16 protein-coding genes, 1 tRNA gene and 1 other annotated feature are annotated in these 15,897 nt (G+C 61.0%); of the genes, 3 read left to right on the top strand and 14 right to left on the bottom strand.

Translation table 11 applies throughout. The annotated features are described in order from the left end of the window. Window positions 1–4: 4 nt before the first annotated feature. From M2367_RS08775 to M2367_RS08825, 11 genes are all read right to left on the bottom strand, one after another. Window positions 5–1,258 (bottom strand): cyclopropane-fatty-acyl-phospholipid synthase family protein, encoded by a 1,254-nt coding sequence (locus tag M2367_RS08775; RefSeq protein WP_259236461.1) that lies wholly within the window; start codon window positions 1,256–1,258, stop codon window positions 5–7. After that, the gene (locus M2367_RS08780) at window positions 1,258–2,007 is read right to left on the bottom strand and encodes a DUF1365 domain-containing protein (protein ID WP_259236462.1); all 750 of its coding nucleotides are present in this window, start codon (window positions 2,005–2,007) and stop codon (window positions 1,258–1,260) included. Before M2367_RS08780 ends, M2367_RS08775 begins: the two co-directional genes overlap by 1 nt. Next, entirely contained in the window at window positions 2,004–3,260 is a 1,257-nt protein-coding gene (locus M2367_RS08785) for an NAD(P)/FAD-dependent oxidoreductase (RefSeq protein ID WP_259236581.1), read from the bottom strand. Before M2367_RS08785 ends, M2367_RS08780 begins: the two co-directional genes overlap by 4 nt. Continuing rightward, window positions 3,257–3,973 carry an SDR family NAD(P)-dependent oxidoreductase gene (locus M2367_RS08790; protein ID WP_259236463.1) on the bottom strand — a complete coding sequence of 239 codons (717 nt, stop codon included), beginning with the start codon at window positions 3,971–3,973 and terminating at the stop codon, window positions 3,257–3,259. Before M2367_RS08790 ends, M2367_RS08785 begins: the two co-directional genes overlap by 4 nt. A 79-nt stretch (window positions 3,974–4,052) precedes the next feature. Beyond that, window positions 4,053–4,481: a nuclear transport factor 2 family protein gene (locus tag M2367_RS08795; protein WP_259236464.1), complete on the bottom strand. Its 429-nt coding sequence runs from the start codon at window positions 4,479–4,481 to the stop codon at window positions 4,053–4,055. A 52-nt stretch (window positions 4,482–4,533) separates the two neighbouring features. Further along, window positions 4,534–5,943 (bottom strand): deoxyribodipyrimidine photo-lyase, encoded by a 1,410-nt coding sequence (gene phrB, locus M2367_RS08800; protein WP_259236465.1) that lies wholly within the window; start codon window positions 5,941–5,943, stop codon window positions 4,534–4,536. A 53-nt stretch (window positions 5,944–5,996) separates the two neighbouring features. Continuing rightward, entirely contained in the window at window positions 5,997–6,950 is a 954-nt protein-coding gene (locus M2367_RS08805) for a MerR family transcriptional regulator (RefSeq protein ID WP_259236466.1), read from the bottom strand. A 31-nt stretch (window positions 6,951–6,981) separates the two neighbouring features. Continuing rightward, a complete protein-coding gene (locus tag M2367_RS08810; protein WP_259236467.1) occupies window positions 6,982–7,926 on the bottom strand; it encodes a DUF523 and DUF1722 domain-containing protein in 945 nt (314 codons plus the stop codon). 183 nt (window positions 7,927–8,109) lie between these two features. Next, window positions 8,110–8,733 (bottom strand): outer membrane beta-barrel protein, encoded by a 624-nt coding sequence (locus M2367_RS08815; protein ID WP_259236468.1) that lies wholly within the window; start codon window positions 8,731–8,733, stop codon window positions 8,110–8,112. Window positions 8,734–8,905: 172 nt separating this feature from the next. Continuing rightward, window positions 8,906–9,466, bottom strand: coding sequence for a DUF3157 family protein (locus M2367_RS08820; RefSeq protein WP_259236469.1), 561 nt, complete (start codon window positions 9,464–9,466; stop codon window positions 8,906–8,908). Between the two features lie 97 nt (window positions 9,467–9,563). Next, complete coding sequence (locus tag M2367_RS08825; RefSeq protein WP_259236470.1) at window positions 9,564–10,400, bottom strand: hypothetical protein; 837 nt, start codon at window positions 10,398–10,400, stop codon at window positions 9,564–9,566. A gap of 244 nt (window positions 10,401–10,644) precedes the next feature. Further along, window positions 10,645–10,766, top strand: a sequence feature (Phe leader region). A 37-nt stretch (window positions 10,767–10,803) separates the two neighbouring features. On the opposite strand from M2367_RS08825, the gene M2367_RS08830 reads away from it, so the two are divergent. Next, window positions 10,804–11,973 carry a chorismate mutase gene (locus M2367_RS08830; protein WP_259236582.1) on the top strand — a complete coding sequence of 390 codons (1,170 nt, stop codon included), beginning with the start codon at window positions 10,804–10,806 and terminating at the stop codon, window positions 11,971–11,973. A gap of 179 nt (window positions 11,974–12,152) precedes the next feature. Here M2367_RS08830 and M2367_RS08835 read toward each other — a convergent pair whose 3' ends face one another. After that, entirely contained in the window at window positions 12,153–12,581 is a 429-nt protein-coding gene (locus M2367_RS08835; RefSeq protein WP_042041422.1) for an LPP20 family lipoprotein, read from the bottom strand. A gap of 45 nt (window positions 12,582–12,626) precedes the next feature. Then, complete coding sequence (locus tag M2367_RS08840) at window positions 12,627–13,247, bottom strand: FlgO family outer membrane protein (protein ID WP_042041420.1); 621 nt, start codon at window positions 13,245–13,247, stop codon at window positions 12,627–12,629. 158 nt (window positions 13,248–13,405) lie between these two features. Between M2367_RS08840 and M2367_RS08845 the strand changes: the two genes are divergently transcribed. Together M2367_RS08845 and M2367_RS08850 are read left to right on the top strand one after the other, a co-directional pair. Then, window positions 13,406–14,560: a flagellar assembly protein FlgT gene (locus M2367_RS08845; RefSeq protein WP_259236583.1), complete on the top strand. Its 1,155-nt coding sequence runs from the start codon at window positions 13,406–13,408 to the stop codon at window positions 14,558–14,560. A gap of 49 nt (window positions 14,561–14,609) precedes the next feature. Further along, window positions 14,610–14,686, top strand: a tRNA-Arg gene (locus tag M2367_RS08850). Between the two features lie 201 nt (window positions 14,687–14,887). Here the strand turns inward: M2367_RS08850 and M2367_RS08855 are convergent. After that, complete coding sequence (locus tag M2367_RS08855; protein WP_259236471.1) at window positions 14,888–15,895, bottom strand: HAD family phosphatase; 1,008 nt, start codon at window positions 15,893–15,895, stop codon at window positions 14,888–14,890. Window positions 15,896–15,897 lie beyond the last annotated feature (2 nt).

The raw sequence follows: 15,897 nt of genomic DNA on the forward strand, positions 1-15,897 counted from the left end.
GCGTTCAATCCCCGACCGGCGCGCCGCCGTGCCAGGCCGTCGGGCCCGGCTTGGCGGCCTCAAGCTGTACCAGACTGATGGCCCGCTCCCAAAACCCCCCCTCGCAATAGGCGAAATAGAAGTGCCACAGCCGGATGAAGTCCTGGCTGTAACCGAGCCGGGGCAGCTCGGGGGCCAGGGCGAGGAAGCGTTCACGCCAGTGGGCCAGGGTTCTGGCATAGTGATGACCGTGATCATGCAGCCGCACCAGCTGCATGTCGGTCTCCCTGGCAATCAATGACGCCATCTGGGAAACACTCGGCAGACAGCCGCCGGGGAAGATGTAGCGCTGGATGAAATCGACGCTGCGCAGATACTGGGCATGGCGCTGATCGGCGATGGTGATGGCCTGGATCAGCAGCCGACCACCGGGTTTGAGCAGCCGCGACAGCTGGCGGAAGTAGTCCGGCAGGAAGGCATGGCCCACCGCCTCGATCATCTCGATGGAGACCAGCTTGTCGAAGCGCCCCTCCAGCTTGCGGTAATCCTCCAGCAGCAGGGTGATGCGATCCCCGAGCCCCTCCCGCGCTATCCAGTCGCGAGCGTAGTCATGCTGAGCCTGGGAGATCGTCGTCGTGGTCACCCGGCAGCCATAATGGCGGGCGGCATAGATGGCGAGCCCCCCCCAGCCGGTGCCGATTTCCAGCAGATGATCATCCGGGCCCAACGCCAGCCGCTCGCAGATGGTGCGCAGCTTGGCCTCCTGCGCCACCTCCAGGCTCGCCTCCGCGTGGGGATAGATAGCGCTCGAATATTGCATCTGGCTATCGAGAAAGCCCTGATAGAGCCGATTGCCCAGATCGTAGTGAGCCGCAATGTTGGATCTAGACCCCGTAAGCGTGTTGCGATTGACCCAGTGACGCACCTTGTTGAACGGGAAGCTGAGCCAGCTCAAACGCCGCTCCAGCTTGTCGAGCAGCGCCATGTTGCGCACCAATAACCGCACCAGGGCGACCGGATCCGGGCTGGTCCAGAGCCCTTCAACCCAGGTCTCCCCGGCGGCGATACTGCCCCCCAGCAGCAGGCGACGGTAGAAGCCGGGATCGTGCACCACCAGCTCGCACTGCAGCTCGGCAGCGGGTTCGCCGAAGCTGAACTGGCGCTCGCCATCGCGCAACAATAGATGGCCCTGTTCCAGCCTGGGCAGCAGGCCAAGCACCAGGGTGCGGGCCCAGCGATCGATAAGCGTCATTGAGGTCGGGGATTGCACCAGTTCCATCAGCGAGTCTCCGGATGGCTAAAGAGTGGGGTTCGTTTGATAAACAGACGCAGCGCCTGCCAATAGATGCCGAGCAGTACCCGCATGGTCATCCAGGGCCAGCGCAGCAGCAGCCTCATCAGGGCGCCACGTTCGAACGGCTGCCGGGCCAGCGCCAGGGTGGCATCGAACAACTTGGCCTCCCCGGTGTCGGGATGGCTCTCTATGTGGATCAGGGTGTGCTCCCCCGGGGAGCGAATGCGCCAGTGATAACGCATCGCCAGTCCCATGAAGGGGGAGACGTGAAAATCCTTGGCATGGGGGGCCAGGGCGGCGAGGTCGAGCAGGTAGTAGTGGCGCTCGTTCCAGGGGGTATTGGCCACTTCGGCCAGCAGATAGCGGGCCGCCGCCCCCCGATAGCAGAAATAGAAATTGACCGGGCTGAAGTAGAACCCCAGACAGCGCACGTTGCCCAGCAGCAGCACCCGCTCATCGAGCTCGGCTTCGCCGCCCAGCTCCCTCACCTTGGCCCACACAGCCCCCTTGAGAGAGCCCTCGCTGCCAGGCAGATAATCCCGCCGACAAAACGACAGCAAGCCTGCCCGCTCGACCCCGAACCAGGGGCCCCAGTTGAGGGTTGGCAGCTCATCCAAGTCCAGCCCCAGCATGAAGAGGCCATAGGAGAAAGCGTGGGCCCGGGGGGCGAAGCGGCGATGGCGCACCGACCCTTGCCAGAGGGCACTGTGCCTGATCGCATCGGCCGCAGTCATAGGTCCACCCCGAAGCGGCGGGTCACGTCGAGGGCGCTGCGCACCCCGTCTTCGTGAAAGCCGTTGTACCAGTAAGCGCCGCAGAAATGGGTATGGCGCTGGCCACAGATCTGCATCCTCTGCTCCTGAGCCGCCAGGGACCCCAGATTGAAGACGGGATGCTCATAGACAAAGCGGCGCAATACCTTGCCCTCATCGACCTGTCCCTGGGGATTGAGACTGACGCAGAGCGCCTCTCTGGTGCGGATCCCCTGCAAGATGTTCATGTTGTAGCTGACCAGGGGGCGCTGGGTCTCGCCCTCCCCAAGCTGGTAGTTCCAGCTCGCCCAGGCCTTGGGGCGGGTCGGCAGACAAGTCGCATCGGTATGGAGCCAGACATCGTTGGCCTGATAGGCCATGGCGCCAAGCAGGCGCTGCTCATCCGCGCTGGCATCCCGGAGCAGGCCGAGGGCCTGGTCGCTGTGACAGGCGAGGATCACCTCATCGAACGCCTCCTCCCCGTGGCGACTGTGGATCCTGACTCCCCGCTCGGTGCGAAAGATGGCCTGCACCGGACTGGCGAGCCTGACTCGCGCCTGCCAACCCCGAGTCAGGGGCGCTATGTATTGCCGTGAGCCCCCGGGGATCACGTACCACTGGGGACGATTTGCCACGTTGAGCAGGCCGTGATGATCGAAGAAGCGCAGGAAGAAACCGAGAGGGAAGCCGCGCATGTCCGCCAGGGTCGATGACCAGATGGCCGCCCCCATCGGCAAGATGTAATGGCGAGCGAAGTAGTCGCTAAATCGCCCCTCTTGCAGGAAGCGCCCCAGGGTCAGTCCCGGCTCTGCCTCTTTCCCCTCCTCGGCCAGCCAGGCCTTGGCCTCGCGATTGAAACGCAAGATCTCCCTGATAAAGCGGTAAAAACCGGGTCTGAGCAGATTGCGGCGCTGGGCAAACAGGGTGTCCAGGTTGTGGCCGTTGTATTCGAGCCCCGTGGCGCTCTTGACGGAAAAACTCATCTCCGTGGCCTGGCGGGCCACACCGATGCGATCGAGCAGGCGCAGAAAATGGGGGTAGGTGCGGTCATTGAAGACGATGAAGCCGGTGTCGACGGCATGACTCTGCCCATCCAGGTTAACATCCACGGTCGCCGTGTGGCCACCGAGCACGGGGGCGGCTTCGAACAGGGTGATCTCATGATGGCGGTGCAGCAGGTGGCCCGCGGTCAATCCCGAGATCCCCGCGCCGACGATGGCGATTTTTTTCATTATCCGAGTCCTTTCGAGAGCCGTAACCAGAGCCCGGTCGGCAAGGCACCCAGCAGGCGCAGCAGGCCGATGAAGCCATTTGGGTAGTGAATATTGTGCAGGCCCCGCGCCAGACCACGCCGGGTGGCGCTGGCGGCCTGGGCCACCGTCATCAGACAGGGCATGGTGAAGCGGTTGCGGGCCGTGAGCGGTGTGTCGATGAATCCCGGACGGATCAGGCTGACCCCTATCCCCGATGCCTTCAGATCCAGGCGCAGGCTGGCCGCCAGATAATCAAGCGCCGCCTTGGAGGCGCCATAGGCCTCGGCCCTTGGCAGCGGCAGCCAGGTGACCGACGAGCTGACGATGGCCAAGCGGCCACCGGGACCGAGCTGGGGCAGCAGGGCCGCCAGACAGTGGCCGGTCGCCACCAGATTGGTCTCTATCACCCGGGCGAACAGGGCCCCATCGAAGCGTGGCAACTCATCCAGGTATTCGCAGCTACCGGCATTGAGGATCAACAGATCCAGCCCATTCAACTGCCGGGCCGCCCCCTGGCAGGCCGCAGGATCCCGGGTATCGAAGCAGAGCGTCTGGATCCCGAGGGCCGCCAGCTCGGCCAGCCGCCCCTCATCGCGGCCACAGGCCCACACCCGCCAACCATCGGCGTGATAATCCAGCGCCAACTGGCGACCGAGTCCCGAGCTGGCCCCCGTGATCAATACCCCCTTGCTCATGGCCCCCACCTCCTTGTGATGACAAAAGAGACAATAACAACAGGAAGAGAAATCGCTAACTGAAATAATGAGTTAGCCATCATTTTCCCAACCTTCCCTTGATGATGCGGACCAGGGGGCCGAGCAGGGGCAACTGCTCGTAGAGCATGGCGCCCAGGTCGAAATAGTCTTGATGCAGGCGAACCTGGCCCGCGTCATTGAACTCCAGCGCTGTGGCGCCCCGCACGCTCACCGGTGCCCCCCGGGCCAGCCTGGGGTGGCGCAGTGTCATGGTCCAGCCGAGCCAGGCACAGTCGCCCTGCTGCTGACTGCGTTCTATCTCGAAGGTGCAGGATTCGAGCCCGCCATACAGCTCGGCGAAGTAGTGTTCGAGGGCTGCCAGCCCCTGGATGTGATGGGCCGGATCCACGAACAGCACATCCTCGGCATAGACCTCCCGCAGTCGGTGGAGCTGACGCTTGTCGAGCCCCTGATAGAGCGAGATAAAACGATCCAGGGCCGCGCTCATGTCAGCGCTCGGTCAGCGCAGAAGGCCAGAAACGAAATAACAGAGTGACTCATCAAGGTTTCTCCAGATGACGGAACATATCGATGGCCACCAGCCTCGCTTTGCCGTGGTCCACCATGGGAGCCGGATACCCATCGCGCCCCTTGGCTCTTAACCACTCATGGGGTTGATGCAGGTATGGCTCCGGCACATCAATCAGCTCTGTTACCCAAGTACGCACAAACTCCCCTTGTGGATCAAAACGTTGGCCCTGAGTGGTCGGATTGAACACCCGAAAATAGGGGGCGGCATCGGCGCCCGTCCCCGCCGCCCATTGCCAGCCACCGTTATTGGCAGCCAGATCGCCATCGATCAACTTGCTCATGAAGTACTCCTCCCCCAGCCGCCAGTGAATGTGCAGATCCTTGGTGAGAAAGCTCGCCACTATCATCCGCAGCCGGTTGTGCATCCAGCCGGTGGCGTTGAGGCAGCGCATGGCGGCGTCGACGATGGGAAAACCGGTGCGCCCCTCGCGCCAGGCGGCGAAGGCCAGCGGATCCCAGCTCCAGGGCAGGGCCGCTGTTTCCGGTTTAAACGGCAAGTTCATGGAGAGGCCCGGCACCTTCACCAGCAAGTGACGGTAGAACTCGCGCCAGATGAGCTCACTCAACCAGACATAGCCGGGTTGCCCTTTGGCTTGAGGCCGATGACCGAGCCGCTGCTGCAATGCCGCCACGCACTGACGCGGGCTGATGATGCCCGCAGCCAGATAGGGGGAGAGGCAGGAGGTGCCCGGCAGGGCGGGAAAATCTCGCGCTGCGGGATAGTCCAGCACCCCCTGCTCGAGGAAGAGGTGCAGACGGCGCTCGGCCTCCTCCTCTCCCACCGGCCAGTGGGCGTTATCCCAGGGCTTGGTCAGCCCGGACGACACCAGGGATGTCCAGGCTAATGGCTCGCCCCGGGGAGGAGGGGCGCGGTGAATGACAAAGCCCTCCTCATCGAGGGCCTTGAGCCAGGCCCGGCTAAAGGGGGTGAATACCTTGAACATCTCACCACTGCCGGTCAGCACTCGCCCCGGTGGCAGTACGCAGCAGCCGTTGAACCAGTGACAGCCAATGCCCTCCTGCGCCAGCCGCCCGCTCACGGCGCCATCGCGGCGCAGCTCGTCTATCTCTATGGCCTGATTGGCATAAAGATGGGTGACCCCCAGATCGTGACTGAACCTGGCCAGCGCCTCGGGGAGCTCGGCGAAGGTCTCGACTTCGAGCAGGTGAAGGCGGATGCCGAGGGCTGCCAATCCTTGGCCCAGGGTATCGAGCTGCGCCAGCATGAAATCCCGGCGAATGTCGGCCATATGATGCTGGCGCCACTGCCCCTGGCTGATGACAAAGAGGGCGGCCAGCTCGCCCGGTTCGGCGCAGGCGTGGCGCAGCGCCGGGTTATCCCGCAGACGCAGATCGTTTCGAAACCAGACCAGCTTCATGGTCGCTCCTGTTTCAATTCCATTAAAAACGCGATGAGAGAGGGAGTCCCCCTTCACCCTTTGGCTGCGGACTTGCCTCTGGATTGCCCCCCGGAGCCTCTGCCGGCAGGGACAGGGTCCGGCTGCATGGCGAGCCAGTCAGCCAGGCTCGGCTGCCAGGCAAGGGCCTGCAAGGCATCGATCTGGGGCGGCTCAGGGTAGAGACGGCCCAGGGGGCCCATGGCCTGAGTACCCACTGGCCAGGGGGTCGTCAGCTCCCCCCTGGGAATGGCCGCGCCCATCAGCACCAGCCAGTTGTCATGGCTGCGACCGGCAAGCAGTTGGGCGAGCCTGGGATCGCAAGGGCCGATGAGTTGCACCTCATAACCCTGATTGATCAGTTCATAAGCGTGCCAGAGCAGTGCGAGTGGCCCCACCTTGCCCCAGCTCGCCAGCGTGAGTGGCCGCCCCTTCCCCTGACCGACCAGATGGCGACCGAAGTAGTGGGCGAGCCAGTCTAGCCAGTGGTGACGCAACAGATCCGCATCCGGCCTGTCGGTCATGGCCATCAGTCGATCCAGCACGGGTTCGAGCAGCTGGCTGCGCACCAGATCGAACGGGTAACTGGCGATCAGATCGTTGAGCCCCTGTTCCAGCTGGCGGGTCTTGAGATCGAGCAGCAGCTGCCAGAGGCTCTCCTGGCTCTGTTGCCAGTGATCACTTGGCGCCACACTCTGGCTATCGCCAAGCAACCCCTTGACCTGACCTATGCTCACCCCCCGCTCCAGCCAGCTCAGGATCGCCTCTATGTGCCGGATATCCTGTTCGCTGTAGAGGCGATGCCCCTTCTCGGTGCGGGCCGGCTGCACCAGACCGTAACGGCGCTGCCAGGCGCGCAGGGTCACGGCATTAACCCCGGTCAGGCGGGATACCTCGCGGATGGGGTAGCGCGCCTCCCCCGAGGCCGCCTCCCATTCCTCCCCCTCTTGCGAGGCTGTCTGTTGTGATGAAACGGATGGATCATGCATGAGTGAGTTCACCTTGCGGGCTTCCCGGGGTTCAGAGCCCATATCGGAGCCTGAGCGCCTCGGGATGCGGATTGAGATAGACCTGATCGGCGAGATAGGCATTGGGATATTCGCGCAGGTAGTGGCGGATCAGGGTGAGCGGCACCAGCAGTGGCAACAGACCGGTGCGGTACTTCTCTATTGTCTCGGCCAGCTCCTGCTTCTGGCCCTGACTCAACACCTGTTTGAAGTAACCCTGCAAATGCATCAACACATTGGCATGACCACGGCGATTGGCGCGCAGCTTGAGCGCCGTCATCAACCCCTTGATATAAGCGTCGGCACTCTGGGAGAGGGTTTGTTGATGCAAGTTGCCGAGCAACCGGCCGAGGGCCTGGTAGTGGCTGGGGGCATGGGAGAAGACCAGATATTTGTAGCGGGAGTGAAAGGCAATCAGGCTCGCCTTGCTGATCCCGCTGGCACACAACTGTTGCCAGTCGTGATAGGCGAACACCCGCAACACGAAGTTCTCCCGCAATATGGGGTCGCAAAGGCGGCCATCTTCCTCCACCGGCAACAGGGGGTTGGCCTCCATCAGCGCCTTGGCGAACAGGCCAATGCCCTCCTTGGCACTGCCCTCGTTGTTGGTCGAGTAAATGCGCACCCGCTCCATGCCGCAGCTCGGCGACTTGGCGCAGAGGATGTAGCCGGCGATGTGGTCAAGCTGGCGCACCTGCCGTTCACTGAAGGCCGTCAGGGCGTCGGTGACATCGAAGCTGCCATTGCTCGCCTCGGCGCGCACCTCCCCCTGGCGCTTGACCAGGCGGATGGCGGCCCGGGGCGAGCCCAGTCCTATGGCCATCTCCGGGCAGATAGGCTGGTATTCGAAGTGGACGCCAAGATCCCGTTCGCAGAAACTGGAGCGCTTGTGGCCCCCGTCGAAGCGCACTTCCTGCCCCAGCAGACAGGCACTGATACCGACCTTGATCTTGTACATGATTGCGCCCCTTGTATAAGCATTGAACCAGTTATAGCAGTTATACAAAAAAATGAAAGTTGTATAACTATTACGGACCGATACGACACAAGGGGGAAAACAGGATCACCGGAAAATAAAAAGCCCATGACACTGTCACGGGCAAGCGGCTTACTTGGGGGAAATCCAGTATGAACAAGGGGATCAGAAGCTGTACTTCACACCCAGGCTGGTAATGGAGCCTTGCTGCAAGTCCCAGTGGCGATAGGTGTAATCGGCGGTCAGGGCCAAACTCTGGGTGAGCTTGTAGGCAGCGCCGACCTTGAAGTCTTGCATGTCGTCGGTCATGTTGGCGTAGCGATAGGCGGTAGAGAGTTCAACCTGACCCAGGTCGTAACGCATGCCCACTTCACCATAGAGACTGCCGCTCTGCTTGCGGGCCACGGAGTCCCAACCCTCGACGTCATGGCTCAACTCGCGCTCCAGGCTGTAACCCATCAGGCCGGTCTCCCCATAGAGGTTCAGGCCGGTGCTGATCGGCGTGAACACACCCAGGCCCAGGCTGGAGATGGCCATGCTGTCGTTGCCGTCATTGCGGGAGCTGTATTCGCTGCTCAACCGGCCATAGAAGTTGCCTGCAAAGGACTTGGACAAGTCCAGGCTCAGACCACCAAAGTCGCGATTGTCATTGTCCTTGCCACCCACAAACTCGGACTTGGTATGGGCCCAGGTCGCGGCCCCTTTGGCATAACTGAAGGCATCCTGCGCCATGGCGGAAGCGGAAGAGCAGGCGGCCAGCACCATGACGGAAAGGGTAAGTTTTTTCATTTTGATGACTCCTCGTTGAGATGGCGTCATTGTGCCCATCTCCCCTCCCGGTGCCGAGAGCCAAGCTGTTGCCAAACCATGTCAGATGTAAGCAACTGTTGCTGTCAGATTTAACCGACTGTTTTTAGGCATAAAAAAACCTCCCGCAGGAGGTTTTTATCGACAACAGGACTCAACGGAACAGCACTTCCTCTATCTCGACCCGCACCAGAGGCTGGTCACCCTGCCCGGCCGGCCTGGCCATCTCGATCTCGAGGGAAGGACGCTTCTCGCCCTTGCGCAGATAGGTCTCGGGCAGGCGGTTCTCGGCGACCCAGAAGCGGGCCTCCTGGCGCGCCAACTGGACACCCTGACCATCGAACAGGCTGACATAGCCCCGCACACCGACCACGTTGCGGGTCCCGGTGTTGTGCACCATGAAATGCAGCCGATAGGGATCTTCCGCCACCAGGCTGTCCAGGCTCACCACCACACCATCCCGGGATGCCTCACTCAGCAACTTGGGATTGGCCAGGGCCTGCTCGGTCAATACGGGCACAGCCACGGCGCGAGGGGTCCTGGTCTGCGTCGTCGTTGTGCTGCTCTTTGCAGGCTTGATCAGCAGGTACTCCCAGCTGAAGTCATCGTTGAGCTGTACCACGCGGCCGTCGGCCAGGGTCACCTGAGTGAGCGGCGCGGCCTGGGCCAGCACTGGACCGAGGGAGAGGGCGAGCAGCAGGGGAAGGGCTTTCATGGCATTCCTGTCAGGCAGATGCAAAAAGGGGCGCCAGTATAAACAGTCGCCCCCTGCTTGCCTATGACGCCGCTCACACTGCTGGCGTCACGACCGGTCAACCCGCGATGTCATGGCAATTGGGCAGGGCCATGTCCAGGGTGACATAGTCAAAGGCCATCCCCTTGAGGGCGCGATAGATGTCGAGTTGACGATCGAACCCATGGGCGCGCTGATGGGATGGCAGCCGCACCCTGGCCAGGGTGATGCTGTCATCGCTCAGGGTGTGAAAATGCACCTCCGCCTCGTCGAGTCCCATGTCGGCCAGGACCTGCTCCGCCATGTCGATCATCTGTACATGGCTTCGATCCATTTGGCTGATGTGCTGGAATCGGCGATTGAGGTAGCCACCGCTGGCCTTGCCCCAGCGGTCGAGTTCACGCTTGTGGAAGCCGTAACGGAAATCCCTGTGGCACATGCCCTCCCTGGCGAAGAGCCAGAGAGTCCGTGGCGGCGCCTGATGAAAGCGCCCCAGATAGGCCTGCATCTCCTCGACCGACGCCGGGATCAGCAGCGGCAGATGTTCCCAGCCCGCCTGTTGCGCCTTGGCCTCATCAATGACACGCACCGGATCCCGCGCCACCTTGGGCGGCTGCTCGATATCGCAAAACAGCATCTCGTCGGTCTTGAGGACGCGCTGCTCTATGTTGTAGCGCTGGCAGTAGCGATGGGCGCGGGCCAACTCACGTCGGCTGAGCAGTGGATTGTCCAGGGTCAGGGCACGGATGCGCGTCCCGCTGGCGCGACAGAGATCCATGCCATAGCAAGATTCCAACCGTCCCGAGAAAGAGACGACCAGCTCGTCATAGGTGGACAGGATGTCGATGAGGCGCTGCTCCCTGGCCTGAAAAGTCTGATCATATCCCTGATTCAGTAGAACAATGTTGGTATCCATGGATGCCTCGTCTGTGAATCCAGGAGGGCATTTTGACCCGTGGATCCTGAATGGGCCATAAATGAGACATCAGAAAAATGACACTTCCATCGTCAATGGCTATTAATCATGATCCAGATCAACCTGCCCATATCAGCGAATGCGACCCTGTCCACAGCCGCCAATGAGCATCCCCTGCTGGCAAGTTTTACTTGCATCACATCGGCAAATCCCTTAAAGCTAGGGCATTGACATTCCAAGGCAGTCCCATGCATTCACTATTCCTCTTTCGCTTCTCGTTTATCCGGCCCACCTGAGGGAAGGCCAATCGTCGTATAAACCGGAAACTAAAGACGAATCGAGCCTCCCTAGCGGAGGCTTTTTTATGAATAATATCAATGGCATATCTGGACAGGTACGTATCATGGTAACCCTAGACGACATCAGGCAGGACATCACCCAGTTGGATCAGGAGCTGCTTGCCCTGCTGGCCAAGCGCAAGGCCCTGAGCATAGCGGTCGCCCGCGCCAAGCAGGCCAATCCGCGCCCCATTCGCGATCATCAGCGGGAACAGGATCTGCTGGTCGCCCTGATCCAGAAAGGGCGGGTGCTGGGTCTGGATGCCCAGTATGTGACCCGTCTCTATCACACCATCATCGAAGATTCGGTGCTCTCCCAGCAGGCCTACCTGCAAGGGCTGCTCAACCCTGAGCAGCAAGAGCCCATGACCAGCGTCGCCTACCTGGGGCCCCGTGGCTCCTACTCCAGCCTGGCGGCACGCAAGTACCTGGCCCGCTACAAGGATCAGGTGGTCGAGGTCAACTGCCAGAACTTCCGCGAAGTACTGGACTCCGTGGAGTCAGGCCGTGCCGCCTTCGGGGTGCTGCCCATCGAGAACACCAGCTCGGGCTCCATCAACGAGGTGTATGACGTGATGCAGCACACCAGCCTCTCCATCGTCGGCGAGCTGACTTATCCGATTGAGCACTGCGTGCTGACGGCCGTGCCGACCGGGCTCGAACGCATCAAGACCTTCTACGCCCATCCCCAGGTGTTCCAGCAGTGCTCTCACTACCTGAGCAAACTGGAGGGAGCCCGCCACGAGATCTGCGACTCCTCCTCCAGTGCCATGATGAAAGTGAAAGAGCTGGCCAGCCCCGAGGCGGCGGCCATTGGCAGTGCGGATGGCGGCGAGTTGTATGGCCTGACGGTGCTGGCCGAGCAGTTGGCCAACCAGAAAGAGAACTACAGCCGCTTCATCGTCGTGGCGCGCAAGCCCATCGATGTGGCGTCGCAGATCCCGGCCAAGACCACGCTCATCATGTCCACCTCGCAAAAGCCGGGCTCTCTGGTCGAGGCGCTGCTGGTGCTGCGCAATAACAGCATCAACATGACCAAGCTGGAGTCCCGCCCCGTGCAGGGCAACCCCTGGGAGGAGATGTTCTATCTGGATGTCTCGGCCAATTTGCAGAGCGCCGAGATGCAGGCGGCCCTGGTCGAGCTGACCCAGATCACCCGCTACATCAAGGTACTGGGCTGCTACCCGAGCGAGGATGTCAAACCCACGGCCGTGCCCCCCGTTATCTTGGGATAAGCCAAACCAGGGGTTCAGGCGTCAGGTAGGGGCGGCAAGATAGCGCCGCCCCGCACCATGCAGGGCACCTGAATCGACAAGCAACATGCCGCGAAAAAAAACAGGCGACCCATGGGTCGCCTGTTTGTTTTCTACGCAACTGGTTGCTATCTGCCTATACCGTCAATAGAGACTGATGCTCAGTATTGCCCCGCCATCAACTGATTGAGATGGTAGAGGTTGCGAGTATCAAGCTCCAGCTCGGTGGCATAGGTGTTGCCACGGGGATAGGTCGCCACCACCCGGGCGCCACGCACCATGCCTGCCACCGAGACATCCAGGGCATTGGAGACCTGCTTGAGATCCTGATAGCGGGAGCTGGCACTGACCTGCTGGCCATTGAGCTGCTCGGCCAGTTCACGATAGGCATCCATCTTGGAGGCGCGAATGGCTTGCAGCATCCGCTCGGACTGGGAGGGGCCGGGCTGGATGTCGATCACCGCATATCCCACCGCCTTGAGCACGGGGAAATCATCCGGCTCACTGACGTTGTTGCCATATTCCACCACACGGTTGCCACTGCATGCGGTGAGCAGCAGGGCGAGCAGGCATCCAAACAGGGTCTTCATCTTGCTTACTCCATCTTGGCTTGGGGGCGCACCGGCGCCGCACCCTCAGGGGGTCAGGTTGACCAGGTGGCCCTGAGGGGTTGTCCCCGAGCCGCGCTGCAACAGGCCCCGGTTGACCGAGGCACGTCCGAATGAGTTGCTGGCACCAGAGAGGTACTGCAGCGGGATCAGGCTCTGGGCCGTGGTCTCCACCATCTTGGTACGCAAGTCTATGATGCGGGCGTTCACTAAAATGCCCTGCTTGTTGCGGCTGAAGGTGCCGGTCAGGATGCGGGTGATGGGCAGCCTGGCAGAGAGATCCTTGTAGTTGCGGCTCATCACGAAGTCCCCTTGCGGGGTCACCTTGATATTGCCGGTCATCTTGAAGTCGACCACCACCTCACCGCGCCGGTTCAGCTCATAGATGAAGCCCTCTTCTATCTGCTGGCCCATCCAGTTGGTGTCCTGCAGGGTATCGAGATCGACGAAGGAGGAGACGGCAATGGGCTCGGTCAGGGTGGAGAGGGACTTGCGCTCCATCAGCTGATCGGTCATGCGCGCCACCAGCCAGTTCAGCTCCATACCGGGCGCGGCCTGGCGGGGATCCCCCACCTTGCGGTCTATGGGCTCGGAACCACAGGCAGACAAGGCCAGGGCAAGGGCCAACGCCGTGATCAATCTATTCATGGATAAGCTTCCTATTCTGCATCTCACCTGTTATCGGACGAGACTGACAAAGCTTGAGTGTGGAATAAGGCACGACTCTTGCTTTATTTTCGCCAGCATCCACACCCGAGTCGGCATGGGAACTCCCTGCCCCCTGCAAGGTTCATGTTATGAGAATAATCAAAACGTCGCTGCTGCTTGCCCTGCTGCTGGTCACCACTGGCCTGCGAGCCGAGCTGATCGAGGCCCAGGGCAGCGCCGCCATCCTGGATGGCGACGAGGCCTATGCCCGCGAGGAAGCCACCCGGGATGCCCTGCGCCAGGCGCTGTTGGCCAGCGGCGCCGCCGTCTCCAGCGTGCAGCGCCTGGAAAACGGCAGCCTGAAATCCGAGCAGATCCAGATCCGTTCAGGGGGGGACATTCGCCACTATCGCCTCAAACGCGAAGAGGTGCGCAACGGCCGCATGTACATCACTGTCCAGGCCGATATCCAGGCCCAGCGCCAGATCTGTCCGAGCCAGGAGTACGCCAAGGATTTGACGCTGGTCCGGCTCAGGTTGCGTCATCCCGAGCAGGCGAGCTATGGCGCCCTCGACGATCTGCCCGCCAGCCTCTCCCGCCGCCTGTTCGAGCAACTGGCCGCCGCCCCCAAAGGGGTGCTGGCACATCAGTGGCTCGATGAGAACCTCGCCATAGACCCGCTGCACCTGCAACAGGGGGATCGCAGCGCCCTGGAGGAGATCAAGGCGCTGAGTCTGCGCACCGACAGCCAGTATCTGGTGCTCGGCAGCCTGGACGATCTCTCCCTCGAGCCTCAGGGCAACCAGCTGACCAGCTGGTACCGGGATCCGGTGCGCAGTTTTCGCATGCAGCTCTATCTGTTTGATGGCATCAACGGCAGCCTGATGGGCCGCAAGGAGTACCAGGGACGCGCCGACTGGACCTTCGCCAAGCAAGACCAGGTAGGCAGTGACAGCAGTGAATTCTGGCGTTCCAGCTACGGCCAGGAGGTGGATTATCAGCTCAAGCAGGCGGTGCAGGACATCATCAGCCAGCTAAGTTGCGCCCCGGTCACCGCCCGCATCGTCGCCATGGGCGAGCGCGGACCCCATATCAATCTGGGGCGGCTAAATGGCGTCAAGCTGGGGGATCAATTCCGCATCCAGCACAGCGCCGACTTCACCGATCCCTACGGCAAGACACGCATGCAACGCAACCCGGCCAATGGCCTGTTCGAGGTGGTTCAGCTGTTTGACGACGGCGCCATACTGTCGACACGGAACAAATATTCGCCATTTAACATCCAAGTCGGCGATTTTGCCCTATTGGAATAGAAATCAAGAGTTTAAAAGTGCGGTGGTTTTTGTATAATGCCCGCCACTCGCTCCCGTAGCTCAGCTGGATAGAGCGGTCCCCTCCTAAGGGACAGGCCACTGGTTCGAATCCAGTCGGGAGCACCAGATACAACGAGGGATTAGCATCTTTATGATGCTAATCCCTTTGTCATTTTCGGCCCGTTTCCCCTCTCGGCTACACGCGATTACCCCAAGGCCTGATGCAGAGTGCTTGCGGCATTGTGAGGGAGTAACAAGGAGCATTCAGGCAAACAAGGTCGATAAGCCTCAGTCAACGATCTCTATGAATCCTATCTGGGAGATAGCCTATTTGAAGGCGCACTGCGCCGGGTCAAATACCGCTTTCCAGTCCTTTTTCATGTCGACCACTGTCCAGCCATATTTGGGCGCCAGTTTCAGCCCCTCCACCAGAGTACCGCTGCTGGGGGGATGGCTGTCATAGGCATATTCCCGCTTCTCATCCGTATGGCGAACAATCAGGCCAAATGGCTTGAAGTCAGGATTGCTCGTGGTGTACTGCAACATAGGAACATCTCCGTCACTGTTGCCAAATGCACCCACCGGACGCTGACCCATAAAGAGGTGGATAGCGGCAGGTTTGGCGGCCTCATCATCGTAATAGGCCCCCTTCATCGTCTTCCTTATCGAGGTGCCATCCTCTGCCACCGCAAACTCGCCCAGCGCAAAGGAACCCACCACTTGCTCGGGGGGAATGCCGTACATCTGCTCGGCGAAGACGCGCATAAAATCGATGCCACCACCGGAAACTATCCAGGTTTTGAAACCATTATCCCGCAAATATTCAAGCAGTTGTTTCATGGGCAGATAAGCAAGTTGGTCATAATGGCAACCAAAGCGTGGATGCTCGCTGTTATCCAACCAGTGTCGAACCCGCTTGGCATATTCCTCTGTGGTCATGTCACTGTGAGTCAAGGTCAGCAACTGCAAGAGCCCTTTCTTGCCCGACTTGACCAAGGCCGGCATGTCATTGGCCAAGACCGCCTTGACGATGGCATCTTGCTGCCACTCGGGATGTTTCGGGGCGAGCCGCTTTATCTCATCGATGGCAAACTGCAACTGGAAGGTCAGCGGAGCCTCGGGCCAGAGGGTGCCATCGTTGTCAAAGACGACATAACGCTTGTTGACCGGAATGAAGGTGTTGGCGCCCGCTTGGGTCGCGCCAGCCACCCAGGCTTTGATGGAGCCCTTGGCCGCCGTCTCTTGCCAGGCCGAGAGAGGGTCGGGAACGCTTTCGGCATTCGCACAAAATGCCGTGCCCAGGATCAAGGCGCAGAGTATGCGGTTTAGCTTCATCT

It is taken from the genome of Aeromonas sp. BIGb0445 (assembly GCF_024809075.1).
Lineage (GTDB): Bacteria > Pseudomonadota > Gammaproteobacteria > Enterobacterales > Aeromonadaceae > Aeromonas > Aeromonas rivuli.